The 24,891-nt window shown below is 72.0% G+C and carries 22 protein-coding genes; 16 read left to right on the top strand and 6 right to left on the bottom strand.

Annotated features, from left to right (window positions below; translation table 11 throughout):
- Nucleotides 1-5: 5 nt before the first annotated feature.
- Together ACGFNV_RS31875 and ACGFNV_RS31870 are read left to right on the top strand one after the other, a co-directional pair.
- Nucleotides 6-1,271: a 6-phospho-beta-glucosidase gene (locus ACGFNV_RS31875; RefSeq protein WP_393627183.1), complete on the top strand. Its 1,266-nt coding sequence runs from the start codon at nucleotides 6-8 to the stop codon at nucleotides 1,269-1,271.
- The gene (locus ACGFNV_RS31870) at nucleotides 1,262-2,227 is read left to right on the top strand and encodes an N-acetylglucosamine kinase (protein ID WP_393627181.1); all 966 of its coding nucleotides are present in this window, start codon (nucleotides 1,262-1,264) and stop codon (nucleotides 2,225-2,227) included. Before ACGFNV_RS31875 ends, ACGFNV_RS31870 begins: the two co-directional genes overlap by 10 nt.
- Before the next feature lie 186 nt (nucleotides 2,228-2,413).
- Here ACGFNV_RS31870 and ACGFNV_RS31865 read toward each other — a convergent pair whose 3' ends face one another.
- Complete coding sequence (locus ACGFNV_RS31865) at nucleotides 2,414-4,723, bottom strand: FtsX-like permease family protein (protein WP_393627179.1); 2,310 nt, start codon at nucleotides 4,721-4,723, stop codon at nucleotides 2,414-2,416.
- On the bottom strand, nucleotides 4,720-5,430 hold the full coding sequence (locus ACGFNV_RS31860) for an ABC transporter ATP-binding protein (protein WP_393627177.1): 711 nt from the start codon (nucleotides 5,428-5,430) through the stop codon (nucleotides 4,720-4,722). Before ACGFNV_RS31860 ends, ACGFNV_RS31865 begins: the two co-directional genes overlap by 4 nt.
- A 153-nt stretch (nucleotides 5,431-5,583) precedes the next feature.
- Between ACGFNV_RS31860 and ACGFNV_RS31855 the strand changes: the two genes are divergently transcribed.
- The 9 genes from ACGFNV_RS31855 to ACGFNV_RS31815 all read left to right on the top strand — a co-directional run bounded on the left by ACGFNV_RS31855 (nucleotide 5,584) and on the right by ACGFNV_RS31815 (nucleotide 18,351).
- Nucleotides 5,584-6,411 carry a sensor histidine kinase gene (locus ACGFNV_RS31855; RefSeq protein WP_393627175.1) on the top strand — a complete coding sequence of 276 codons (828 nt, stop codon included), beginning with the start codon at nucleotides 5,584-5,586 and terminating at the stop codon, nucleotides 6,409-6,411.
- On the top strand, nucleotides 6,408-7,157 hold the full coding sequence (locus ACGFNV_RS31850) for a response regulator (RefSeq protein ID WP_393627173.1): 750 nt from the start codon (nucleotides 6,408-6,410) through the stop codon (nucleotides 7,155-7,157). Before ACGFNV_RS31855 ends, ACGFNV_RS31850 begins: the two co-directional genes overlap by 4 nt.
- A 178-nt stretch (nucleotides 7,158-7,335) precedes the next feature.
- On the top strand, nucleotides 7,336-8,793 hold the full coding sequence (locus ACGFNV_RS31845; protein ID WP_393627171.1) for a hypothetical protein: 1,458 nt from the start codon (nucleotides 7,336-7,338) through the stop codon (nucleotides 8,791-8,793).
- Between the two features lie 14 nt (nucleotides 8,794-8,807).
- Nucleotides 8,808-9,836, top strand: coding sequence for a glutamate ABC transporter substrate-binding protein (locus tag ACGFNV_RS31840; protein ID WP_393627336.1), 1,029 nt, complete (start codon nucleotides 8,808-8,810; stop codon nucleotides 9,834-9,836).
- A 58-nt stretch (nucleotides 9,837-9,894) separates the two neighbouring features.
- Nucleotides 9,895-11,226, top strand: a complete 1,332-nt coding sequence (locus ACGFNV_RS31835) for a hypothetical protein (protein ID WP_393627169.1) — start codon at nucleotides 9,895-9,897, stop codon at nucleotides 11,224-11,226.
- Nucleotides 11,223-13,706: a tetratricopeptide repeat protein gene (locus ACGFNV_RS31830; protein ID WP_393627167.1), complete on the top strand. Its 2,484-nt coding sequence runs from the start codon at nucleotides 11,223-11,225 to the stop codon at nucleotides 13,704-13,706. The genes ACGFNV_RS31835 and ACGFNV_RS31830 overlap by 4 nt, the downstream gene beginning before the upstream one ends.
- On the top strand, nucleotides 13,707-14,984 hold the full coding sequence (locus tag ACGFNV_RS31825) for a PP2C family serine/threonine-protein phosphatase (protein ID WP_393627165.1): 1,278 nt from the start codon (nucleotides 13,707-13,709) through the stop codon (nucleotides 14,982-14,984).
- A 111-nt stretch (nucleotides 14,985-15,095) separates the two neighbouring features.
- The gene (locus ACGFNV_RS31820) at nucleotides 15,096-16,442 is read left to right on the top strand and encodes a VWA domain-containing protein (RefSeq protein WP_393627163.1); all 1,347 of its coding nucleotides are present in this window, start codon (nucleotides 15,096-15,098) and stop codon (nucleotides 16,440-16,442) included.
- 82 nt (nucleotides 16,443-16,524) lie between these two features.
- Nucleotides 16,525-18,351, top strand: a complete 1,827-nt coding sequence (locus tag ACGFNV_RS31815; protein ID WP_393627161.1) for an FHA domain-containing protein — start codon at nucleotides 16,525-16,527, stop codon at nucleotides 18,349-18,351.
- 23 nt (nucleotides 18,352-18,374) lie between these two features.
- Here the strand turns inward: ACGFNV_RS31815 and ACGFNV_RS31810 are convergent, their stop codons facing one another.
- Nucleotides 18,375-19,388: a methyltransferase domain-containing protein gene (locus ACGFNV_RS31810; RefSeq protein WP_393627159.1), complete on the bottom strand. Its 1,014-nt coding sequence runs from the start codon at nucleotides 19,386-19,388 to the stop codon at nucleotides 18,375-18,377.
- A gap of 86 nt (nucleotides 19,389-19,474) precedes the next feature.
- Here ACGFNV_RS31810 and ACGFNV_RS31805 point away from each other — a divergent pair, with 86 nt between their 5' ends.
- The gene (locus ACGFNV_RS31805) at nucleotides 19,475-19,888 is read left to right on the top strand and encodes a globin (RefSeq protein WP_393627157.1); all 414 of its coding nucleotides are present in this window, start codon (nucleotides 19,475-19,477) and stop codon (nucleotides 19,886-19,888) included.
- Between the two features lie 38 nt (nucleotides 19,889-19,926).
- On the opposite strand, the gene ACGFNV_RS31800 is transcribed toward ACGFNV_RS31805, so the two are convergent.
- The 3 genes from ACGFNV_RS31800 to ettA are packed head-to-tail and all read right to left on the bottom strand — an operon-like array spanning nucleotide 19,927 to nucleotide 22,688.
- On the bottom strand, nucleotides 19,927-20,610 hold the full coding sequence (locus tag ACGFNV_RS31800; RefSeq protein ID WP_393627155.1) for a hypothetical protein: 684 nt from the start codon (nucleotides 20,608-20,610) through the stop codon (nucleotides 19,927-19,929).
- Nucleotides 20,607-21,017, bottom strand: a complete 411-nt coding sequence (locus tag ACGFNV_RS31795) for an acyl-CoA thioesterase (RefSeq protein ID WP_393627153.1) — start codon at nucleotides 21,015-21,017, stop codon at nucleotides 20,607-20,609. Before ACGFNV_RS31795 ends, ACGFNV_RS31800 begins: the two co-directional genes overlap by 4 nt.
- Before the next feature lie 6 nt (nucleotides 21,018-21,023).
- A complete protein-coding gene (gene ettA, locus ACGFNV_RS31790; protein ID WP_393627151.1) occupies nucleotides 21,024-22,688 on the bottom strand; it encodes an energy-dependent translational throttle protein EttA in 1,665 nt (554 codons plus the stop codon).
- Between the two features lie 187 nt (nucleotides 22,689-22,875).
- On the opposite strand from ettA, the gene ACGFNV_RS31785 reads away from it, so the two are divergent.
- The 4 genes from ACGFNV_RS31785 (at nucleotide 22,876) to ACGFNV_RS31770 (ending at nucleotide 24,838) form a co-directional block, all read left to right on the top strand.
- Complete coding sequence (locus ACGFNV_RS31785; RefSeq protein WP_393627149.1) at nucleotides 22,876-23,160, top strand: hypothetical protein; 285 nt, start codon at nucleotides 22,876-22,878, stop codon at nucleotides 23,158-23,160.
- 206 nt (nucleotides 23,161-23,366) lie between these two features.
- Entirely contained in the window at nucleotides 23,367-23,801 is a 435-nt protein-coding gene (locus ACGFNV_RS31780) for a hypothetical protein (protein ID WP_393627147.1), read from the top strand.
- 176 nt (nucleotides 23,802-23,977) lie between these two features.
- Nucleotides 23,978-24,091: an LPXTG cell wall anchor domain-containing protein gene (locus tag ACGFNV_RS31775; RefSeq protein WP_393627145.1), complete on the top strand. Its 114-nt coding sequence runs from the start codon at nucleotides 23,978-23,980 to the stop codon at nucleotides 24,089-24,091.
- A 141-nt stretch (nucleotides 24,092-24,232) separates the two neighbouring features.
- On the top strand, nucleotides 24,233-24,838 hold the full coding sequence (locus ACGFNV_RS31770; RefSeq protein WP_393627144.1) for a hypothetical protein: 606 nt from the start codon (nucleotides 24,233-24,235) through the stop codon (nucleotides 24,836-24,838).
- Nucleotides 24,839-24,891: the final 53 nt, after the last annotated feature.

Below are 24,891 nucleotides of genomic sequence, written 5' to 3'. Positions count from 1 at the left end.
CGAATATGAAACTCACCGTGGTCGGCGGAGGCTCGACCTACACCCCCGAACTCGTCGACGGGTTCGCGCGCCTGCGGGACACCCTGCCGGTCGAGGAGCTGGTGCTCGTCGACCCGGCGGTGGAGCGTCTGGAGCTGGTGGGCGGGCTGGCCCGGCGCATCTTCGCCAAGCAGGGGCACCCGGGCCGGGTCGTGACGACCGGCGACCTGGACGAGGGCGTCGACGGCGCCGACGCGGTCCTGCTCCAGCTGCGCGTCGGCGGCCAGGCGGCCCGCGAGCAGGACGAGACCTGGCCTCTGGAGTGCGGCTGCGTCGGCCAGGAGACGACCGGCGCGGGCGGCCTCGCCAAGGCGCTGCGTACGGTCCCGGTCGTCCTCGACATCGCCGAACGGGTCCGCCGTACCAACCCGGACGCCTGGATCATCGACTTCACCAACCCGGTCGGCATCGTCACCCGCGCCCTGCTCCAGGCCGGGCACAAGGCGGTCGGACTGTGCAACGTGGCGATCGGTTTCCAACGGAAGTTCGCCGCGCTGCTCGGCGTCACGCCCGCCGACGTCCACCTGGACCACGTGGGCCTCAACCACCTCACCTGGGAGACCGGCGTCCGCCTCGGCGGCCCCGAGGGCGAGGACGTGCTGCCCAAGCTGCTGGCCGGCCACGCCGACACGATCGCCGCCGACCTGCACCTGCCCCGCCCGCTGCTGGACCGGCTGGGCGTGGTCCCCTCGTACTACCTGCGCTACTACTACGCGCACGACGAGGTCGTACGAGAACTGCGCACCAAGCCGTCCCGGGCCGCGGAAGTCGCGGAGATGGAGCGGCAGTTGCTGAAGATGTACGGTGACCCGGCCCTCGACGAGAAGCCGGAACTCCTCGCGAAGCGGGGCGGTGCCTACTACTCGGAGGCGGCGGTGGACCTCGCGGCCGCGCTGCTCGGCGGCGGAGGGAGCCCCTACCAGGTGGTGAACACGGTCAACAACGGCACACTGCCGTTCCTGCCCGCGGACGCGGTCGTCGAGGTGCAGGCCGCGGTGGGCCCGTCCGGTCCGACCCCGCTGCCGGTGGCTGCCGTGGACCCGCTCCAGGCGGGGCTCATGGCGAACGTGACCGCGTACGAGGACCTGGCCCTCCGCGCGGCCCTGGAGGGCGGCCGGGACCAGGTGTTCCGGGCCCTGCTCGCGCACCCCCTCGTCGGACAGTACGCGTACGCCGACGCCCTCACCGACCAGCTGATCGCACACAACCGGGAGCACCTCGCGTGGGCCTGACCGACGGCGTCCTCGCCATCGACGCCGGCAACAGCAAGACCGACGTCGCGGTCGTGGCGCCCGACGGAGACGTCCTGGCCACGGCCCGCGGCGGCGGCTTCCGGCCGCCCGCGGTGGGCGTGGGGGCGGCGGTCGACGACCTCGCGGACACCGTCGCGCGGGCGTACGCCCTGGCCGGGGTCACCTCAGTCACCCATGTCTCGGCCTGCCTGGCCAACGCGGACCTGCCCGTGGAGGAGGAGCAGTTGGCGGCCGCGCTCCACGCGCGCGCGTGGGGCACGACCGTCGAGGTCCGCAACGACACGTTCGCGATCCTGCGGGCGGGCGTGGCCGAACCCAAGGGCGTCGCCGTGGTCTGCGGCGCCGGCATCAACTGCGTCGGCATGCGCCCCGACGGCCGCACGGCCCGCTTCCCGGCCCTCGGGCGCCTCTCCGGCGACTGGGGCGGCGGCTGGGGGCTCGCCGAGGAGGCCGTGTGGCACGCGGCCCGCGCGGAGGACGGCCGCGGCGACCCGACCGAGCTCACGCGCACGCTGCCGGCCCACTTCGGCCTGGACTCCATGTACGCGCTCATCGAGGCGCTGCACCTGGAGCACATCGCCCCCGTGCGCCGGCACGAGTTGACGCCGGTCCTGTTCGGGACGGCGGCCGAGGGCGACCCGGTGGCCCGCGCGATCGTCGACCGCCTGGCCGACGAGGTCGTCACCATGGCGGTCGTGGCGCTGTCACGCCTGGACCTCCTGGACGAGGAGACGCCGGTCCTGCTGGGCGGTGGTGTCCTCATGGCACGCCACCCCCAGCTGGAGGACGGCATCACCGACCTGCTCGCCGCCCGCGCGCCCAAGGCCGTACCGCGCGTGGTGACGGCCCGCCCGGTCCTGGGCGCCGCGCTGCTGGGCCTTGACCGGGTGGGGGCGGGGGTGGAGGCGCAGGAGCGGGTGCGGGAGCACTTCTGAGGGGGGCGGGCCATCGACGTACGGCACCGTCAAGGGCACCACGGAACTCGCCGCCCGGGCGTCACCTCCCTTCACCACGGCGCGACGGCCCGCCGCCCCGGCCTGGGCACCGGCACCCACGGCCCGCACGGCTTCTTCCGCGCCACCGGCCTGGACCTGGAGTCGTCGTGAACCGGGGCGGGAGCCCTACTCGTTGTGCAGGACCGTCGCGATGGTGAGCCGGGCCGCCGACCGGCCCGGGACCAGCGCGCCCAGGGCGGCGATCGCGACGCCGGCGAGAGCCGGCGCGGCCAGCTGAGGGGCGTGCCAGACGTCCTTCATGGACTCGGGGAAGTTGATCACTCCGACGTTGTCCACGACCCAGCGGTGGGCCGCGATCCCCAAGGGGATGCCGAGCAGCCCGCCGACCACGCCCACCCCGGCCACCGAGGTCACCGTCATCGCGACGACCTGGCGTGGCGTCATCCCGATCGACCTGAGCATGCCCAGGTCGCGGCGGCGTTCCCGGACGTTCAGCAGGACCGTGTTGAACACCCCGAGCGCCGCGACGACCGTCAGCAGCACGGTGAACACCGACGCGAAGCCGACGACGGTGACGGTGGCGGCGTCGCCCGAGCCTCGGGGCGTCGCGTACAGGCCGGGGTCGGCCGCCTTGACCGCGGCGGCGTAGGCGCGTGCGTCGGCGCCGGGAGCGAGCCGGACCGTGTAGTCGGTCGCCGGGGTCCTCGGGGCGAGCAGGGTCAGTGTCGGCCAGTTGGACTCCACGGCCTGGGCGTTGCCCTCCATGAGTTCGCCGACGACGGTGACGCGGGTCTGTTCGCCGCCCAGCCGCAGGGTGGTCGTGTCGCCCACGGACAGCCCGTGCTGGCGCAGGAACGCGGGCCCGGCCGCCACCTCGCCCGCGCGGGCGGGCCAGTGTCCCTCGACGATCTCGGAGGCCAGGTCCCGGGTGTCCCCCCGGTAGAAGTCGGCGTACACGCTCTGGGTCTGGTCGGCGAGCCGCGCCTTGGCGAACGCGCGGGCGGTGACCCGGTCGGCGCCGGGCAGCGAGCGCAGTCGTTCCTCGGTCTGCTCGTCGGTCAGTTTCCGCACCCGCTGGTGGGCCGCGGGCGAACCCGCCCGTACGTCGACCCGCGCGGCCCCGTCGCCCTTGCCGACCTTGCCGTACGCGACCATGGTGCTGGTCAGGCCCGTCGTCAGGGTGACGGTGGTGACGCCGAGGACGATGGCCGCCAGGGTGAGCGCGGTGCGGCCGGGGCGGGCGAAGGGCTGGCCCAGGCCCAGGCTCACCGCGCGCGGCAGCCGGGTGCCGGCGAGCCCGCGCTGGACGCGCAGTCCCCGGCCGGCCCGTGGTGCGCTGCCCGCGGTGACGGCCTGCGCGGCGGACAGCCGGTGCGCGCGCACCGCGGGGATCAGCGCGGCGACGACGACGAGGGCGGGCATGCCCAGCAGGCAGACGACGGACGGCCACGGGCCGGTGCCGACGGCGGCGCCGCCGGTCTCGATGCCGGTGAAGGCCATCCCCAGGACGGGGCCGGCCAGCGCGGTGCCGAGGAGGGTGCCGAGGACACAGCCGATGACCGCGGGCACGCAGACCATGGTCAGGTAGACCGCCATGACCTGGTTCGGGGTGAACCCCAGGGACTTGAGGACACCGATGTGCCGGTGACCCGAGACGACCGCTGCGCTGACGACGTTGCCGACGATCAGGACGGCGACCAGCAGGCCCAGGACGCCGAAGAGCGTCATGAACGGCAGATAGGCGTCGACCTGTGCGGAGAAGGCCCGTTTCAGCGTCACGTACGTCTGTGCGGTGGTCAGTGATCCGGTCGGCAGGTCCTCGGTGGCCTCGGCGAGATCGTCGCGGATCTGACGGTCCGTGTCGGGGGAACCGGTGAAGCGGTACAGCATCTGGGCGGCGGTGGGGTGCAGTGCGGCCATCTGTTCGGGTGAGACCCAGGCTCCGGCGGACTTGCTCATGCTGCCGGCGAAGCCGACGACGGTGAACTCCGGCGCTCCCCTGGGCTTCAGCTTCGTGCCGAGGAGGTCGGGGCCGGGGGTGCCACTGGCCGGCCAGTTCACGACGATCTCGCCGGGAGCGGTGGCCCAACGGCCCTCCAGGAGACGGACGCGGTCCACGGGGGCGTCCGGTGCGGCCCGGCCGACGACGGTGACGGAACTCGCGGGCATCCACAGCCAGTCGTGGGGCATCTCGAGCACGGCCTGCCCGAAGGGACCGGCGGCGGCCTCGACCCCGGGGCGCTTCGCGGTGCGGGCCAGTTGGGCGTCCGAGGTGCCGGTGAGGTCGAAGGTCGCCGTCGCGTGGGCGCCGCGTTCCGCGGCGAAGGCCCTGTCGAAGGGCGCCGACGCCGCGAAGAGCAACCCCAGCCCGAGCAGGACGGTCGTGGTGGAGCACAGGACGACGAGCCCGATGACGAGCGTCTGGACCCGGCGCCGGCGCACCGCCGCGCGCGCGGTCGTCCACACGGCGCTCATGCGGTGGGCTCCAGCGTGCTCTCCCGGGTGATCCGGCCGTCGGCGAGCTCGACCAGGCGGCTGGCGCAGCGGGTGGCCAGGTTCGGGTCATGGGTGACGATCAGCAGGGTCTGTCCGATCTGGTTGAGGTCGATCAGCAGGTCCATCACCTGTTCTCCCGAGCGGCTGTCCAGCGCGCCGGTCGGCTCGTCGGCCAGCAGCAGGGCCGGACGGTTCATCAGGGCCCTCGCCACGGCGACCCGTTGGCGTTCGCCGCCGCTCAGTGCGGCCGGGTAGGTGTCCTTGCGTTCGGCGATGCCCAGTTCGTCGAGGAGTTCGAGCGCCCGGCGGCGCGCGTGCCGGGCGGAGGTGCCGGTCAACTGTGCGGCGAGCGCGACGTTGTCCAGGGCCGACAGGTCGTCGATGAGGTTGAAGAACTGGAAGATCATGCCGATGTGCCGTCGCCGGAACAGTGCCAGCCGGGTCTCGTTCAGTGTCCCCAGGTCCTGTCCCTGGACCCGCACCGTTCCGGAGGTCGGCCGGTCCAGCCCCGCGATCATGTTGAGCAGGGTGGACTTGCCGCAGCCGGAGGGCCCCATCATCGCGATCGCTTCCCCGGTGCGGATCTCCAGGGAGACACCGTCCAGCGCCTTCACGTCGCCGTACTCCCTGCGCACGTCGTCCAGGCGTACGACGACGTCCCCAGCCCGGTCCCGATCAGTAGTCATGGCACGAACCTAGAAGGGGCGGGAGGCCGGTGGCGTCCCTCGGTGGATGTAAGCGGAGCGGGTCGTCGTCCTGGGGATGTAGGGAGCCGGTCCCGGAGAATGATGTGGTGCGGGCCCGGGGCTGGGAGCCTTGGGCGGGTGGGGAGTTGGGGAATGGTGTGGCTCGTCGGCGCGTGGGCGCTGTCCTGCGGGGCGATCGTCGTGCTGAGCGTCGCGCTGGTGCGGGCCCGGCGGCGGCACCGGGCGGCCGTCGAGGAGCGGGGGTGGCTGCTGGAGCGGGAGCGCGAGGGTGCGGCGAAGGCCGCGGTCGACGCCGAACGCGCCCGGATCGCCGCCGACCTCCACGACATCGTCAGCCACAACGTGAGCCTCATGGTCGTCCAGGCCGGGGCCGCCCGCGAGGTGCTCCGGACCATGCCCGACGAGGCGGCGGCCGCGATGAGCGCCGTCGAGACCGCCGGACGCGACGCCATGACCGAGCTGCGGCACCTGCTCGGTCTGCTCGCGCCCGCGCAGGACGGCGACGACGAGTCCTACGACGCCGATCTGTCGCCCCAGCCGAGCCTGAGCGGGCTCAGCCCGCTGATCGACCGGATCTCCTTCGCCGGCCTGCCGGTGGAGGTGCGGATCTCCGGGGAGCCGCGCCCGCTGCCCACGGGGATCGACGTCACCGCCTACCGCGTCGTCCAGGAGGCCCTGACCAATGCCCTCAAACACGGCGACGGCACGAAGGCGCAGGTGACGGTGCGGTACGCGGAGAACAGCCTGCGCGTGGAGGTCCTGAACAGCGGGCCGAGCGTGCTGTCGGGCGAGCCTACGGTGTCCGGGCGGCGCCCGGACGCGCGGGACGCCGACGGAACCGGACGCGGACTGCTCGGCCTGCGCGAGCGGGTCGCCGTCTACGGCGGCGACCTGGACGCCCGGCGCCGTCTGGGCGGCGGTTACCGCGTCCGCGCCCGCATCCCCCTGGACCGGCCATGACGACACCCGCGGAACCCGCGCCCCGCGTGGTGGTCGCCGACGACCAGGAGCTGGTCCGCACCGGCTTCCGTCTCATCCTGAACAGCCGGGGCATCGACGTGGTCGGGGAGGCGGCCGACGGGTTGGAGGCCGTGGACACGGTGCACGCGACGCGGCCCGACGTGGTCCTGATGGACATCCGCATGCCGCGGATGGACGGTCTGGAGGCCGCCCGCCGTGTCCTCGCGACGGTCCCGGACTGCCGGGTGATCATGCTGACCACGTTCGACCTCGACGCCTATGTCTACGCGGCCCTCACCGCGGGCGCCAGCGGCTTCCTGCTCAAGGACGTCACACCGGCGCACCTGGCCGCCGCCGTACGCCTGGTGGACACCGGGGACGCGCTGCTCGCGCCCTCCATCACCCGCCGTCTCGTGGAACGCTTCGCCTCCGGAGCGTCCGTGGTCTCCCGCGCTTCCGAGGCCGGCGCCCCGGGCGGCCCCGGCCCTTCCCTGCAGCCGCGGCACCCCGCGATCCACCGCGACCTCGCCCTGCTCACGCCTCGGGAGGTCGAGGTGCTGACGCTCATGGGCAGGGGGCTGTCCAACAGCGAACTCGCGCACGCGTTGACGCTCAGTGAGTCCACGGTCAAGACCCACGTGGCCCGTATCTTCGCCAAGCTGGCCCTGCGCGACCGCGCCCAGGCCGTCGTGCTCGCGTACGAAACCGGCCTGGTCGAACCGGGTGACCCCACGCGCGATCACTGACCCCCGCGGGGAACCGAACAGATTCTCGCGGCGTGTTCATGGGCAAGGGGTGGTACAGAACCGGCCCCCGTGCCGCGAGCGCTCCACTGCGATCCGATCAAGATCGAGTCAATGCCGGTGCGGATATGGGTCCCGCCAGCGATACTTGCGGCGACAGATGACCATGGGGGAGGTCAAGGTGACACACCCGCCGAAGAGCAGCGCGGCACCACCGGGAACCGGCGTGCCCACGATCCCGGCCGTCCCGTCGCAGCCCGGCCCGCCCGTCCTTCCCGGCGCCCCCGGCACGCCGCCGGCCCTCGGCGGCCCGCCCCCGCCACCCCGCCGTACCGCGTTCGCAGAGGGCGTCGACCAGCTGCGCGGCGCCGCGACGACCGAACCGGGCCGGCTGCGCATCATCGGCGCTCTGCTGGCCCTCCTCGTCGTCGCCTTCGGCTCGGTCACCGCCTGGCAGATGACGGACAGAACGGCGGCCGCCGACGACGTCCTGCACAAGAGCCAGCCGCTCAGCGCCGCCGCCGCCGACATCTACCGCTCGCTCGCCGACGCCAACACCGCCGCCTCCAGCGGCTTCCTCGCCGGCGGCCAGGAGAACCCCGCATCGCGCGAGCGGTACGAGGAGGACATCGACAAGGCCGCCGCGAAGCTCGTCACGGCGGCCAACAACTCCGACGCGGGCTCCCCCTCCGCGGCCACCATCACCAAGCTCAACAAGCTGCTGCCGGAGTACAAGGGCCTGGTGGAACGCGCCCGCACCTACAACCGGCAGGGCTTCCCGGTCGGCGGCGCGTATCTGCGGTACGCGAACGAGAAGATGCAGAAGGAGATGCTCCCGGCCGCGCAGGATCTCTACACCAAGGAGAACCAGCGCCTGGAGTCCGACTACGCGGACGCCACGCCCTACCCCTGGGCCGCCATCGCCCTCGGCGTCCTCACCCTCGCCGCGCTCGCCTGGGCCCAGCACCGCAACTACCGCCGTACCCACCGCGTCCTGAACCACGGTCTGGTCGCGGCCACGGCCACCGCCACCGTCGTCCTGCTCTGGCTGGTCGTCGGCCACAGCGTCGCCCGCGCCGGCCTGAACGACTCCTACGACCACGGGGTGCGCTCCCTCAACGTCCTGCACGACGCCCGCATCGCCTCCCTCAAGGCGCGCGGCAACGAGAACCTCACGCTGGTCGCCCGCGGCGCCGAGACGGTGAAGGTCGGCGACGACACCGTCGACGCCTACGACCACGACTTCACCCTGGACATGGCGGCCCTCGGCAAGGGCCTCGCGCAGGCGGAGAAGCTCGCCGACGACCAGGCGGGCGAGAAGCCGGTGACGGCCGCCGTCGGCAACATGACGGAGTGGAAGAAGCGCCACGCAACGGCCCGCGAAGAGGACGAGAACGGCAACTACCAGCAGGCGCTCGCCAAGGTGATCGGCGCCCAGGGCGCGACCGGTGAGTGCTTCGACAGCGTCGACGACAACCTGGCGAAGGCGCTGACCCACGAGCAGGGCGAGTTCAGGAAGGCGGCCGGTGACGGCCTGGACGCGATGGGCGGGCTGCCGCTGGGCGCCGCCGTCCTCGCCGTCCTGGGCGCGGCGGGCGCCGTCCTCGGCATCGGGCGCAGGCTTTCGGAGTACCGGTGAAAGGGGGCGTGACGATGCATGTGCGACGGGTGCGGGCCGGCCTGAAGGGCTGGGGCGGAGTGGGCGCGATGGCGGTCGTCTGCGCCCTCGCGCTGGCGTTCGTCCTGCTGCTGCCGCAGGCCCGGTCCTCCGGCGACGGCAGCACGGGCACCGCAGGTCCGGGCGCCGCCACGGGCACCCATGCCGCGGACAGCACCTGCAAGGCGCCGGAGAAGCAGACGCTGGCGCCGTCGAGCGCGGACGGGCCCACGATCACCGCCATCAAGAACCGCACGGGCGAGAAGCGCAAGCTGATCGTCGGCGTCGACCAGAACAGCTACCGCTGGGGCTACCGGGACCCCAACCGGGCGGACGCCGAGCTGGAGGGCTTCGACATCGACCTCGTCCACCGGATCGCCCAGGACATCCTCGGCGACCCGAACGCGGTCCAGTTCAAGGCCATCCCCACCAACCAGCGCATCCCCGCGATCCAGGACGGCCGGGTCGACATGGTCGTCCGCACGACGACCATCACCTGCGACCGCGCGAGCAAGGTCGCCTTCTCCGCGCCGTACTTCAGGACCGGGCAGACGGTCCTGGCGCCCAAGTCCTCGACGATCAAGGGCTACGACGACACCCTGGCGAACAAGAAGGTCTGCTCGGCGGCCGGTTCGATCGCGTACGCGAAGCTGAAGAAGGACAAGGAGACGGGCACGATCCCCTCCTCCGTCGACATCCTCCCGCCCGTCCCCAACCAGCTCGACTGCCTGGTCAGGCTGCAACTCGGTGAGGCCGACGCGGTGGTCAACGACGGCGCGCTCGCGGCGAGCCAGGCCGCGCAGGACCCGACGGTCGCACTGAAGGGCAAGGCCTTCACCACCGAGTACTACGGCGTGGCGATGAAGAAGGACGCCGACGATCTGGTACGCCGGGTCAATCAGATCCTGGTGGAGTACCGCGCGAACGGCTGGCAGGCGTCGTACGACACGTGGCTGTCGGCGACACTGGGCCGGGACGCGACGGCGTCGAAGCCACCCGTCCCGCAGTACCTGCGCACGAGCTGACGGAACGTCGACCAACAGCGGAGCCCCCAGCAACCCACACAGCAGCGAGAGGTGATCGATGGGCGTCACGGACCCCGCCGGGCCGGTGATGGACCGGGACGAGGTGGACCGTGCGCTCGCGCGGCTCGGCGCGGAGCACGAGGCGATCGAGACCTCGCTGCTCGCCCTGCAGGACCACGCGGGCCGCAGACTGCTCGAGGGGGCCGAGCTCACGGGTGTCACCCAGGAGCGCTGGACGGCCGCGGAGGCGTCGATCACCCTGCTGTGGGCGTACTTCGACGCGTACACGGGCGCGTTGCGCTCCGCCCGTGACATCCGGGCGCGGCGCCGCTGGTCCAGCCGGGAGGACCTGGTGGAGCTGACGGAGCTGCTGCGCGGCGAGTCCGTCACGGTCGCGGACTCCGCGGCGGCCACGGCGAACGCCCCGACACCGCACGGCACCGCCCGCCTCAGCCACACCTTCTCGCTCGTCACGCTGGTGGAGCGGATGAACGAGCTGTACGCGTCCTCGCTGGACATGGTGGTCGCCGCCGACGCGGTGTGGTCGGCGCTGCCCGCCCGGATCGATTTACTCGCCGCTGAACTCCAGCGCACCCGCCGGCTCGCCCACTCCGTCGGCGTACGCCCCGGTGAGCATCCGGCGGGCGACGACCTGGAGCGCATCACGCGCACCCTGACGGCCCTGCGCGAGCAGGTGGTGTCCGACCCGCTCGCCTACTGGGTCCCCGCGCAGGGCAGTTCGGCCCCGGGCGGCGGCCGGCCCGACACCACGGTGTACGACCGGGAGGCGCGCGCCCTGGAGGACGTACGCCGGGAGATCGACGCGGTGCTGACGGTTCGCCAGGACGCCGAGCAGCGGCTGGTGAAGCTGCGGGACGTGCTGTCCCGCGCGGACCGCACGCTCGCCGAGGCGCGGACCGCGCGGGGTGAGGTCCTGGCGAAGATCGCCGCGACGGAGGTGCCGGTCGTCAGCGGGCCGCCCACCGTGCTCCAGGAACAGCTGTCGACGGCCGCCGAGTACCGCCGGCACGCCCAGTGGCACCGCCTGTCCCCGCTGCTCGAGTCGCTGGAGCAGAAGGCGGAGGACGAACTGCTGCGGGCCCGCGAGTCGTTGACCGCGGTCACCGCGCCGCTCGCGGTCCGCGCCGAGCTGCGCGGCCGTCTCGACGCGTACAAGGCGAAGGTGGCCCGGCACGGGCTCGCCGAGGACCCGTTCCTGGTGGAGCGGTACGACGCGGCGCGCCGCATGCTGTGGAGCGCGCCCTGCGACCTGCGCGTCGCCGAGCAGGCCGTGCTGCGCTACCAGCACGCGGCCGCCGAACTGCTCGGCGCCCCGCGCGTGCCGGAGCAGGGCGGTCCCGAGGACCGCAGGGGGGAGCAGGGGACATGAGTCAGGCAGGCCAGAAGTGTCAGCGGCCGGACTGCGACGGGTCGTACGAGGACGTGGGCGGCGGCGAGCTGTACTGCGACACCTGCGGTCTCGCGCCGGTCGTCAGTGCGACCGGGGCGCTCTCGTCGCCCCCGACCGGGATCACCGGCGGCGGCAAGGGCTCCGGCAGCAGCTCCCGCTCCAGCTCCCGCAGTTCCCGTACGTCGTCGCAGTCGTCGAAGTCGCGCCGCTCGGTGTCGGGCCGCCTCTCGCGCACCTCGTCGGGGCGCTCCACGGGCCGTTCGGTGTCGGTGCGCAGCTCCGGCTCGTCGGCGGGCTCCTCGGGGCGGGCGCGGCTGGGCGCCGGTCTGGTCGCGGTCCCGCAGGTGCCGCGGCCCGACCCGCGCGCGATGGTCCTGGACAAGGCGGAGGTGCCCGAGCGCAAGCGGTTCTGTTCGCGCTCCGACTGCGGCGCGCCGGTGGGCCGGGCGCGCGGGGAGCGGCCGGGACGTACGGAGGGCTTCTGCACGAAGTGCGGTCACCCGTACTCCTTCGTCCCGAAGCTGGCGGCCGGCGACGTGGTGCACGGGCAGTACGAGGTCGTGGGCTGTCTGGCGCACGGCGGCCTCGGCTGGGTCTACCTCGCCGTGGACCGGGCCGTCTCGGACCGCTGGGTGGTCCTCAAGGGCCTCCTCGACACCGGTGACCAGGACGCGATGGCGGCGGCCATCTCCGAGCGGCGCTTCCTGGCCGAGATCGAGCACGCCAACATCGTGCGGATCTACAACTTCGTGGAGCACCTCGACCAGCGGACGGGTTCGCTGGACGGGTACATCGTCATGGAGTACGTCGGCGGCAAGTCCCTGAAGGAGATCGCCAACGCCCGTCGCACCCCGGACGGCAAGCGCGACCCGCTGCCGGTGGAGCAGGCGTGCGCGTACGGCATCGAGGCCCTCGAGGCCCTGGGCCACCTGCACAGCCGCAACCTGCTGTACTGCGACTTCAAGGTCGACAACGCGATCCAGACCGAGGACCAGCTCAAGCTGATCGACATGGGCGCGGTGCGCAGGATGGACGACGAGGAGTCGGCCATCTACGGCACGGTCGGCTACCAGGCGCCGGAGGTCGCGGAGGTCGGCCCGTCGGTCGCGAGCGACCTCTACACCGTCGGCCGCACCCTCGCGGTGCTCACCTTCGACTTCCAGGGCTACACGAACGTCTTCGTCGACTCCCTGCCCGACCCCGACAACATCGACGTCTTCCGCCAGTACGAGTCCTTCTACCGGCTGCTGGTACGCGCCACCGACCCCGACCCGGCCCGCCGGTTCGCCTCCGCGCAGGAGATGGCCGAGCAGCTGACGGGTGTGCTGCGCGAGGTGGTGTCGCTCCAGACCGGGCGGGCCCGGCCCGCGCTGTCGACGCTGTTCGGGCCCGAGACCAAGGTGACGGACGCCGAGCTGTTCCCGGTGCTGGACGGGGAGGTGTCGCGGCTGGGCGCGCGGGCGGTGCCCGGAAGACGGGAGCGGGTGGCGCTGCCCCCTTCCAGTGCGGCGGGCCTCGTCAGGCCCGTCGACTCCGCCGCCGCGTCCCTCGCGCTGCCCGTGCCGCTGGTGGACCCGGCCGACCCCAACGCCGGTTTCCTCGCGGGCCTGATGACCTCCGCGCCCGCCGAGCTGCTCGGTGCGCTCGCCGCGGCGCCGGCCGTGTCGGTCGAGACCCGGCTGCGGCAGGTCCGGGCCCTGCTGGAGAACGGCGACTTCGGAACCGGGCTGCGCTCGCTGGCCGAACTGGAGGAGGAGCGGCCCGACGACTGGCGGGTGGTCTGGTACCGGGGCGTGACCGCGCTGGTCACCGGCGACCACGAGGGCTCGGCGCTCGCCTTCGACGCGATCTACGACGCCTTCCCGGGCGAGCCCGCGCCGAAGCTGGCCCTCGGCCTGTGCGCGGAGGTGCTCGGTCAACTCGACAACGCCGCCGAGTACTACCGCCTGGTGTGGTCGACCGACCCGAGCTATGTGAGCGCCGCGTTCGGGCTGGCCCGCGTGCAGCTCGCGGCCGGGGACCGGCGGGGTGCCGTACGGACACTGGAGTCGGTTCCGGAGTCGTCCATCCACTACACCGCCGCCCGCGTGGCAGCGGTGCGCGCCCGGCTGCGGCAGCGCACGGCGCTCGCCTCCGACGTACCGTTCCTGGAGGACCTGACCGCCGCGGCGGCCCAGGTGGAGGCGCTGGACGCGTACGGTCTCGACCCGAGACGGCGTGAACAGCTGTCCACCGAAGTTCTCGGCTCCGCCCTGGACTGGATACTGTCCGGGGGCCAGGGTTCCGCCCCCACCGCCGCCGGGGGGCGGACGCTGCTCGGCAGCGGACTGGACGAGCGCGGCCTGCGGTTCGGCCTGGAACGTTCGTACCGCACGCTGGCGCGGCTGGCGACCGGCGGTGAGGAGAGGATCGACCTGGTGGAACGTGCCAATCGTTACCGCCCCCGGACGTGGGTGTAGTTGATGTCCCAGATGCCCCAACAGGCCGCCCTGTCGAAGTGCCCGAGCTGCGAGGAGCCGCTCGAGTCGGGCGACCGCTTCTGCGGCGCGTGCGGATACGACCTGTCCGCCGTGCCGCCGCTTCCGGACGAGATGCCGGCGCCGCCGCAGGTACCGGCGCACGCGCCCGTCCCACCACCGCCTCCCCTCGCCGCACCGGTGCCCCCGGCCGTGGCCGTGGGTTCCCCGGTACCGCCGGTCGCGGGCTCCCCCGCCGCGCCGCCCACCGGTGTGCGGTTCGACCGGGCGCCGGAGCCCGAGGAGTACCCGTTGCAGGCGCCCGATCCGCGTGTCGCCGCCGAGGTCGCGGTGCCCGGCGGGGAGACCGCGGTGTGCGTGGCGTGCCGGGCGGGACGGGTCGACGACGACGGCTACTGCGAGAACTGCGGACACGCCCAGCCACGGGAACGGGACCACATGGAGCAGGAGTTCGGCCCGGTGGCCGCGGTCAGCGACCGCGGTCTGCGCCACCACCGCAACGAGGACGCCTTCGCCCTCGGCAACACCACCCTCCCCGACGGCTCCCCCGCGGTCCTGGCGATCGTCTGCGACGGCGTGTCCTCGGCGACCCGCCCGGACGACGCCTCGCTCGCGGCGTCACGGGCGGCGAGCGAGTCGCTGCTGGCCGCCCTGCCGCAGGGCACCCACCCCCAGCAGGCCATGCACGAGGCGATCGTCGCCGCCTCGCACGCCGTCAACGCGCTGGCCGACGAACCCGCCACGGCCCGTGAGCACGCCCCGCACCAGAACGCCCCCGCCTGCACCCTCGTCGGCGCGGTCGTCACCGCGGGACTCCTCGTCGTCGGCTGGGTCGGCGACAGCCGCGCCTACTGGGTCCCGCTGGACCGCACCGCACCCCCCGCCCGGCTCACCGAGGACGATTCCTGGGCCGCGCAGATGGTCGCGGCGGGCCTGATGAGCGAGGCGGAGGCCTACGCCGACGAGCGCGCCCACGCGATCACCGGCTGGCTCGGTGCGGACGCCTACGAACTGGAGCCGCACACCGCCTCCTTCAAGCCCGACCGGCCGGGTGTGGTGATCGTGTGCACCGACGGCCTGTGGAACTACGCGGAGGGGGCCGAGGAGATGGCGGACGCCGTCCCCGCGGACGCCGCCACCCACCCCCTGCACAGCGCCCGGGTCCTCGTCGGCCGCGCCCTGGACGGCGGGGGCCACGACAACGTAACAGTGGCCGTCCTGCCGTTCCCGCCCCCGCCGCAGGGGGCAGGATCCGCCTGAGGCGACAGAAACGGGGCAACTCGACGGAGGGGGGACGGATCGGAGGGGACCGGTCCGTCCTCAGTCATCAACTCCACCCACGTGGAGTTTCCGAGGGGGATTTGAGCAGACATGGCCAATTTTTCGAAGTCGAACGTGCCGCGGTTCTCGGTGGACGTGTACCAGAACGAGTACCTGCCGGAGGGCGGCCGCGAGGTCAACGCGATCGTCACGGTGACCGCCACCGGCGGCGGCACCGTCGGCAGCTCCGTCGCGGCACCCCATCTGTACGCGCCCGGCCAGGGTCCGGACGCGGCCGTGGCGATCATGGTCGACTGTTCGGGCTCGATGGACTACCCGCCGACGAAGATGCGCAACGCCCGCGACGCCACCGCCGCCGCGATCGACACCCTGCGCGACGGCGTGCACTTCGCGGTGATCGGCGGCACGCACGTCGCCAAGGAGGTCTACCCCGGCGGCGGCCGTCTCGCCGTCGCCGACGCCACCACCCGCGCCCAGGCCAAGGAGGCCCTGCGCAGGCTCAGCGCCGGCGGCGGTACGGCCATCGGCACCTGGCTGCGTCTCGCCGACCGCCTGCTCTCGTCGGCGGACGTCGCCATCCGCCACGGCATCCTGCTCACCGACGGCCGCAACGAGCACGAGTCGCCGCAGGACCTCAAGGCCGCCCTGGACGCGTGTGCCGGGCGTTTCACCTGCGACGCACGGGGTGTCGGCACCGACTGGGAAGTGAAAGAAGTCACAACCATCGCCTCCGCGCTGCTCGGCACCGCCGACATCGTCGCCGACCCGGCCGGCCTCGCCGCCGACTTCACGGGGATGATGGAGACGGCGATGGGCAAGGAGGTCGCCGATGTCGCCCTGCGGCTGTGGACGCCGGTCGGCACGACGATCAGATTCGTCAAGCAGGTCGCGCCGACGGTCGTGGAACTGACCGACCGCCGCACCGAGGCGGGCCCCCGAGCCGGCGACTACCCCACCGGTTCCTGGGGCGACGAGTCCCGTGACTACCACGTCTGCGTGGAGGTACCGGCCGCGAACATCGGCCAGGAGATGCTGGCGGCCCGGGCCTCGCTGGTGATTCCGCAGCCCGACGGCAGCGTGCAGAACCTGGGCGCGCAGGGTCTCGTACGGGCCGTGTGGACCGAGGACATGGTCGCCTCCACGTCGATCAACCCCCAGGTCGCCCACTACACCGGCCAGGCCGAACTGGCACAGGTCATCCAACAGGGTCTCGATCTGCGCAAAGCGGGAGATGTCGAGGCGGCGACGGCCAAACTGGGCCGGGCCGTCCAGCTCGCGAGTGCCTCGGGGAACGCCGATACTGCGAAACTGCTTGCGAAGGTGGTGGACGTGGTCGACGCCGCGACAGGTACTGTGCGACTGAAGGCGAAGGTCGCGGAGGCCGACGAGATGACTCTCGAAACCCGGTCCACCAAGACTGTTCGTGTAAAGAAGTGACGTAAGCAGCTGCGAGCCCGACCCCCCGGGGTTGGTAAAAATCCGGTCGAACCGGCCGGTAAGGAGAGGGGGAAGCGCCGACATGCCGACCTGCCCGAACGGACACCAGTCGGGTTCCGACGACTGGTGCGAGGTCTGCGGTCACCGCATGGCCGGTGCCGTACCCCCGCCGCCGCCCCCGCCCCCCGGCGGTGGCTACGGCTTCCCGCCCCCCGGCCCCGGCGGTGCGCCCGGCGGCCACGAGCCGGAGCTCTGCCCGCAGTGCCGCACGCCCCGTGAGGGCGGCGCGCCGTTCTGCGAGGAGTGCCGGTGGAACTTCCTGACGAACACGGCGACGTCGTACACGCCTGCGGCACCGCGGTCGCCGGGGCCCGGTCCTGGTCCTGGCGGTCCTGGCGGTCCTGGCGGTGCGGGTGGTCCTGGCGGGCCGGGTGGACCGGGTGGTCCGGGTGGTCCGCGCTTCCCGCAGGGGCCCGGTCAGGGGCCCGGTCCGGGGGGCCCGGCCGGACCGTCGTACGGCGGCGGTGACTCGTTCGACTACCAGGGCTCGCGTCCGTCCCAGGTGAACCGGCCTGCGGAGCCGATCCCGCCGTTCGGCGGCGAGCCCTCCCGGCAGTCCGGGCCGCCCGGATTCGGGGGTGGGCAGTCGAGGCCTGGGGGTCCCGGTGGCCCTGGTGGCCCTGGTGGCCCTGGTGGTCACAATCCGTCCGGTCCGCCCGGATTTGGCGGTCCTTCGGGGCGGCCCGGTGGCGGCCCTGGTGGGCCGAACCAGTCTGGCCCGCCCGGATTCGGTGGTGGCCCGGGGGGTTCTGGCGGGCCCGGTGGGCCTGGCGGCCCTGGTGGCCACAACCCGTCCGGCCCTCCCGCATTCGGTGGCGGTCCCGGTGGGCCGAACCAGTCCGGCCCTTCCGGCTTCGGTGGCGGTCCGTCGGGTCCCGGTAGCGGGCCCGGTGGTGGCCCCGGCGGTCCCGGCGGCCCGAACCCGCCCGGCCCGCCCGGATTCGGCGGCGGTCCGTCGGGTCCCGGTAGCGGGCCTGGTGGGCCTGGCGGCCCCGGTGGTCCCGGCGGCCCGAACCAGCCCGGCCGTCCCGGTCAGCCCGGTCAGCCCGGTCAGCCCGGCCCCTCCGGCTACGGGTTCCCGCAGCCCGGTGGCCCCGGCGGCGGCTTCGGTGACGACCGCTCGCGTCCCGGTCCGCCTCCGCCCGGCCCCGGTGCCACGGCGGGCGGGCCCCCGCAGGCGTTCCAGCAGTCGGCGCCGCCCGCCCCGCCCGGGTACCCGCAGGAGACCGGCCGGCCGCCGCAGGGCGGTCCGTCCGGTCCGTCCGGCCCGTCCTTCGGTGGCGGTGACGACGACTGGGTGATCTCCCCGCCGTCCGGCGGCCCCGGCCAGGGCGGGGGCTACGGCTACCCGCAGCCCGGCCCCACGTCCGGCGGCTACGGCTACCCCCAGCCCGGCGCCACCCAGGCACCGCCCGGCCCCGGTTACCCCCAGCAGGGCGGCGGCACCTGGACGGCGACCATCGGCCCGGACCGCGCGTACTTCATGGCGATGATGCAGCGCTCCGGCCCCGAGGCCGCGGGTCTGAACCTGCCCGCGTACTCGCCGGAGCAGCAGCGTGCCCTCACCGGCAACCAGATCACCATCGGCCGCCGCCGCCACTCCACCGGCGAGACCCCCGACATCGACCTGTCGGTGCCGCCGGAGGACCCGGGCGTCTCGCACCAGCACGCGGTGCTGGTCCAGCAGCCCGACGGCAGCTGGGCGGTCGTCGACCAGAACTCGACGAACGGCACGACGGTCAACGGCGGGGAAGAACCGATCCAGCCGTTCGTCCCGGTTCCGCTCCAGGACGGCGACCGCGTCCATGTGGGTGCCTGGACGACGATTACGATCCACCGCGGCCAGTAAGCCAGTAGTCCGGTCGACCGGCGTCACCTGAGGGGCCACACGTAGGGCCCCTCAGGGTCGTCCAGCCACGCCCACTCGCGGTCGCCACCGACCGTGATGCCGTACCGCTCGCGCTGGGGCATGCACTCGCGCTCCCACAGCGCGTACGCCTCCTGCGGATCGAGGCTGCCGCGGGTGAGCGCCAGCAGGAACCGGAACAGCTCGTGCTCCCGGGCCCGGCGCGGCACCCCGGCCAGTGAGGCCGGATCCCGCTCGGGACGGCCGCCGCCGCGCAGCGGTACGAAATAGGCGGGCGTGTGCAGGAAGCGCCCCTCCGCGTGCCCGGCGTCCCGTACCGTCAGCGCGATCAGGCCGGTGGCCAGCGGGCTCAGGATCCGGGCGCCGGGACGGCACTGGGCGATCCAGGCGGGCGGGATCGCCGGCAGGGCGCAGGTCGCGATGATCCGGTCGAAGGGGGCGCGTTCGGGCACTCCGCGGGCGCCGTCGCCGGTGACGACGGTGGGGTGGTACCCGGCGTCGGCGAGGTGCCGGCGCGCGGACTCGGTGATCTCCGGGTCCAGGTCGACCGTGGTGACATGGTCGTCGCCGAGGCGGTACGCCAGCAGCGCCGCGTTGTAGCCGGTGCCGGCGCCGATCTCCAGGACCCGGTCGCCCTCCTCGACCCGCAGCTCGGCCAGCATCAGCGCCATCAGCGAGGGCTGGCTGCTGGAGGAGACCAGCTCTCCGTCGCGCATCCGCGTGGCCAGGGGGTGGTCCGCGTACGCTCCGACCACCCAGCGCTCACGCGCGCTTAGGTCGGGACTCTCGCCCCAGCGGCGTTCGTAGCCGCCGACGACGCCGACGTAGTAGTACGGCACGAAGAGGTGGCGTGGAACCGCGAGGAAGGCGTCCTTCCAAGCCGGGTCGGCGCGGAAGGCCCCGCTGAGCTCGATCTCGCCCACCAGCGCGGCCCGGGCCGAGGCGGCGCGGTCCTCGATCCCCTCGGCCCTGTCGTTCCCGTCGCCCTTGCTGTCCTTGTCGAGAGCGTGCGTACCCATATGTCCACTGTCCTGCGTGACCCGGCGCGAGGCGAGCACCGGGCGTGGTCCTAAGCCTCGAGTCCTCGGTCGCCCGGTCTGAGACCATGGGGGACGTGAAAGAGATTCGGCGCGGCACGCTTCAGGAGCAGACCTTCTACGAGCAGGTCGGCGGGGAGGAGACCTTCCGCCGGCTCGTCCACCGTTTCTACGAGGGAGTCGCCGAGGATCCGATCCTGCGGCCCATGTATCCCGAGGAGGACCTGGGCCCGGCGGAGGAGCGCCTGGTGCTGTTCCTCATGCAGTACTGGGGCGGCCCCACGACGTACAGCGACAACCGCGGCCACCCCCGGCTGCGCATGCGCCACGCCCCGTTCACCGTCGACCAGGCCGCCCACGACGCCTGGCTGAAGCACATGCGGGACGCCGTGGACGAGCTCGGCCTCTCCGAGGAGCACGAGGAGACGCTGTGGAAGTACCTGACGTACGCGGCGGCGTCGATGGTGAACACGCCGGGCTGACGGCACCGAGCTGATGGCGCCGGGCTCTCGGGTCGGTCTCAGCGCACGCTGAGACCCAGCGCCCCGAGCCCGGTCCGCCGTACGGCGACGGACCCGTACGGCGTCCGCAGCCTGAGCCAGGCCCCGGACGAGAACAACCCCACGTCCGCCTTCGCCGGCTTCCCGCCGGGTCGCAGGAAGCCGAGTGACTGGGCGGCGTGCACGGCCCGTACCGGCAGGTGGGTGTCCCCGACCGGCCGGGACCAGATGTCCCGCCCGATCCGGTCGAGCTCGGCGCGCGTACGCCCCTCGGCGGCCAACTCGCCCGTACGGGAGCGGAATTCGGCGACGGCCGCGCCGACCGTCGTGCGCAGGGCGTCCGGCGACGGCAGCCCCGGCACGGGCTGCCACCCACCGCGCGGCGGCAGCACCCCGGCCCACGGCGGCCCGGTGACCGCGCCCGGGACGGCGGCTGTCGCCCCCGCCTCGTCCACGGTCTCCAGGAGCTCCCCGGCGGAGACGGTCACGTCGAGCGTGATGTCGAGACCGTGCTCGTACGGCTTGGCGAGCCGTACGGCGCGGATGGCCAGCACCTCGAAGGAGGGCGGCCGTCCGAACACGGCGAGGGCGGTGCCGGCCGCCTGGAGCCGGACGGCGGCGCCGCGGTCGTAGTGGAGCAGCCGGGAGAGGAAGGCCGCGAGGTCCGCCGCCTCCCCCTCGTCGGCGAGGTGGAGCACCGTCATGCGGCGACGGCCTCCTTGTCGTCGTCCCGGTACTCCTCCAGGAACTCACGCTCCTCGGCGGTGATCCGGCGCGGCCGCTGCGCCTCGAAATCGAACGGCACGATGACCGTCGACGCGGTGACGTAGACGTGGTCGCCGTCCTTCACCTCGTAGGTGATGGTGAAGGAGGCGGCCCGTATCTGTGTGACCCACAGCTCGATGTCCACGGGCCGGTGCCGGTGGACGAGCTGCCGCTTGTAGTCGATCTCGTGGCGCGCCACCACGGACCCCTGCTTGAAGTTCTTCTCCGGGCGGTTGAGGAAGTCGATACGGGCTTCCTCCAGGTAGCGGATGAAGACCGCGTTGTTGACGTGGCCGTACGCGTCCATGTCCGACCAGCGCAGCGGGCAGCGGTAGAGGTGCCGCAAGATCGATCAGCCCCGGGTCAGCTTCTTGTAGGTGGCACGGTGCGGACGGGCGGCGTCCGGCCCGAGCCGCTCGACCTTGTTCTTCTCGTACGACTCGAAGTTGCCCTCGAACCAGAACCACTTCGACTCACCCTCGTAGGCGAGGATGTGCGTGGCGACGCGGTCCAGGAACCACCGGTCGTGGGAGACGACGACGGCGCAGCCGGGGAACTCGAGGAGCGCGTTCTCGAGACTCGACAGCGTCTCGACGTCAAGGTCGTTGGTGGGCTCGTCGAGGAGCAGCAGGTTGCCGCCCTGCTTGAGGGTGAGCGCGAGGTTGAGCCGGTTGCGCTCACCACCGGAGAGGACGCCGGCGGGCTTCTGCTGGTCGGGGCCCTTGAATCCGAACGCGGAGACGTAGGCGCGGGAGGGCATCTCGACCTGTCCGACGTTGATGTAGTCGAGCTCGTCGGAGACGACGGCCCACAGCGTCTTCTTCGGGTCGATGTTCTCGCGGCTCTGGTCGACGTACGAGATCTTGACGGTGTCGCCGACCTTGATGGAACCGGAGTCGGGCGTCTCGAAGCCCTGGATCATCTTGAACAGGGTCGTCTTGCCGGCACCGTTCGGACCGATGACGCCGACGATCCCGTTGCGGGGCAGCGTGAAGCTCAGATCGTCGATGAGGACCTTCTCGCCGAAGGCCTTGTTGAGCTGGCTGACCTCGACGACGACGTTGCCCAGGCGCGGGCCCGGCGGGATCTGGATCTCCTCGAAGTCCAGCTTCCGCATCTTCTCGGCCTCGGCGGCCATCTCCTCGTACCGGGCCAGACGCGCCTTGGACTTGGCCTGACGCCCCTTGGCGTTGGACCGCACCCACTCGAGCTCTTCCTTGAGCCGCTTCTGCCGCTTGGCGTCCTTCTGGCCCTCGACCTTGAGACGGGTCGCCTTGGTCTCCAGGTACTTGGAGTAGTTGCCCTCGTAGCCGTGGAGGCGGCCGCGGTCGACCTCGCAGATCCAGCCGGCCACGTTGTCGAGGAAGTACCGGTCGTGGGTCACGGCCACGACGGTGCCCTCGTACTTGGCGAGGTGCTGCTCCAGCCAGTTCACCGACTCGGCGTCGAGGTGGTTGGTGGGCTCGTCGAGCAGCAGCAGGTCCGGGGCCTCCAGAAGGAGCTTGCAGAGCGCCACGCGGCGCTTCTCGCCACCGGAGAGGTTCGCCACGGGCCAGTCGCCGGGCGGGCAGCCCAGGGCGTCCATGGCCTGCTCCAGCTGGGCGTCGAGGTCCCAGGCGTTGGCGTGGTCGAGGTCTTCCTGCAGCTTGCCCATTTCGTCGAGCAAGGCGTCGGAGTAGTCAGTGGCCATCAGCTCGGCGATCTCATTGAACCGGTCGAGCTTGCCCTTGATCCCCGCGACACCCTCCTGGACGTTCTCCAGGACGGTCTTCTCCTCGTTGAGCTTGGGCTCCTGCATCAGGATGCCCACCGTGTAACCAGGGGTGAGGAAGGCGTCACCGTTCGACGGCTGCTCCAGCCCCGCCATGATCTTCAGAACGGTCGACTTACCGGCACCGTTCGGACCGACGACGCCGATCTTGGCGCCGGGAAGGAAGCTCAGGGTGACATCGTCGAGGATCACCTTGTCGCCGTGCGCCTTGCGCGCCTTGCGCATGGTGTAAATGAACTCAGCCAAGAGAAACCGTCCGGCAGCTTGAAATCAGGCAGTGGGCAGATACACCCCATCTTGCCTGAGGTCCACCCCCGGGTGGTAACCCATATGGTCGGCGCGCTGTGAGCTGGGGTTTCGTCCTGCTGGCCGCGGGGCAAGGCCCACGATGATGCCACCGCCCTGCACTGGGTGCTGCCGTAGTCTCCGGCGCATGACGGTCTATCTGCTGTGGCACATCGGGCACCAGAACGAAGCCGGTGCCGAGGGTGCCACTCTGCACGTCGACGGGGAGACGGTGTACGTCGATGAGCAGGACGGCGACGACGTCAAGATGCTCGGCGTCTACTCCACTCAGGACAAGGCTGAGGAGCGCATACGCCGAGCGCGGCTCCTTCCTGGCTTCTCCGACGAACCGGACTGCTTCGTCATAGACGCGCACTCGCTTGATGAGGACGAGTGGAGTGAGGGGTTCGTGCGGGTTTCCCGCGAAATGTAGGCGGCGGGCGACCCGCTCTGCGCGATGCTGTTGCTGTGACTGAGCGCTTTCGTTGGCCAGTGAGCGCGACACCCGGCCGGTGGTGATCGGCCACCAGGCGTCGCTGAGGACCGCACACCCCGCGCCTCCGTGTCCCGATCACGAGACGTAACATGGCGCCGCCGAGCCGCGAAAAGGGGGGGGCCTGACCTGTGGCAGGTGGTGTAGTGATCATCCCGTTCCTGGCGTTCGTTCTGGCCATTCCGCTGGCGATGCTGTCCTATGCGGTCGGCAAGAGGACGTCCCAGAAGATGGGCTGGCTGTTCGCCTCGGTCTTGGTCGGCCTGCCCGCTGTGCTGCTGGTCGCCATGTTCATGCCTCGAGGTGGCGCCTTCGACCCGTCAGGTCCCATCATCTACGGGAACCCGTACGAGCCCGGTTCGATTGCGGACGCCCAATACAAGCGCGGCTACGACTTCGCCGCCGGTCTCGCCAGGCAAGGGGAGAACCCGGGATCCGGCATGTCGGACGACGTCTTTCTCTGGTGCCAGGACCGGCTGACGCCAGCAGCAGGCTTCAAGGGCAAGGTCACTACGGCGATGATGCAGGGCTGCATGGAGGGATCGAAACAGCCTTCCGTACCTCCGTCGAATGCGCCGTAAGGCCAACCAAGGCGCTCAGTCACAGTTGGGTCGGCCTGTTCGGCTCCATTGACGGTCCTGGGACGCCGCGCTCAACATCAACACCGTCGACGTCATCGATCACCCCGACAAGCCAGCCGACCAGGCACGGCCGGCAGCCGAGTGCGAAGCCACCCGTCCCGGGTATCCGCCTGAACATGCTTGCCTTGGTGACCTACCGCTCGTACCACGGCGCGACGACCGTCTGGGCCTTCGTGGTCGCCATCCTCATCACGCTGGTGGCGGGCTGGTACATCAGACGTCGCAGGTAGGCGCGGCACCCGCGACCACTGCCGGTTGATCGGGATGTCGTCGGCCGGCCGTCGGCCGGGAACGCGTACATCATCCGTACGCCCGACGGTGCGACTAGGGTCATGGCCAGGTGATCAGAGTCATGACTGGGGTGGGCACGGATGGCGACCTGGCAGGAGTTGGAAGCCGAGCTGGCAAATCGGTTGGCCAAGGCGTCCCCGGATGAGCGTGTTGTGTTCGCCGTGGGTGTGGCGGAGCGTCTGATGCGGGACCAGCAGGCTCTTCCGGCCAATGAGCAGGCGGAGTACACCCTCGGCCTCCGACCCTTGCTCAACGCGCTCTGGGAAGCCGCGCTGGGTAATTCAGCGGCGTTCGGAGAGATCAAGCACGGGATGGGCGAGTACCTCCTGAGCGACTACTGCCACAACGACGGACAGGATGGCCCCGGTGACGCCGACGAGCCGGCGGCGGCCGCAGTGCTCTACACCGCGGCCGCATATCTGTTCGGGGCAAGTGATCTGGCCTCGGTGGTGAGCAGCCGCGCTGTCGAGGCTGTGGACGAGCGCTCGAACACGGATGACAGTTACGCCGACGACCCTGGCGGGGTTCTCGCCGCGGAGTTGCACCGTCAGCTTCATGACCTGGCCCTCATCGGCCGACACAGCGAATCGTTGCGCCACGCGAGCTTGGGCCTCGACATCGAGACCTCCGCCCGACTGCACCGCGTCCTGCGCATTCCCCTGTCGTCCATAGACGCCGACGCGTAGAACAGGACAATTGGCCTGAGAGTGAAGCTCGCGGATGTCAGCCGCTGCGTGCT

The sequence above is a fragment of the Streptomyces sp. NPDC048751 genome, from assembly GCF_043198595.1.
In the GTDB taxonomy this organism is placed as follows: Bacteria; Actinomycetota; Actinomycetes; order Streptomycetales; family Streptomycetaceae; genus Streptomyces.
This window is presented reverse-complemented; position numbering and strand designations above follow the sequence as displayed.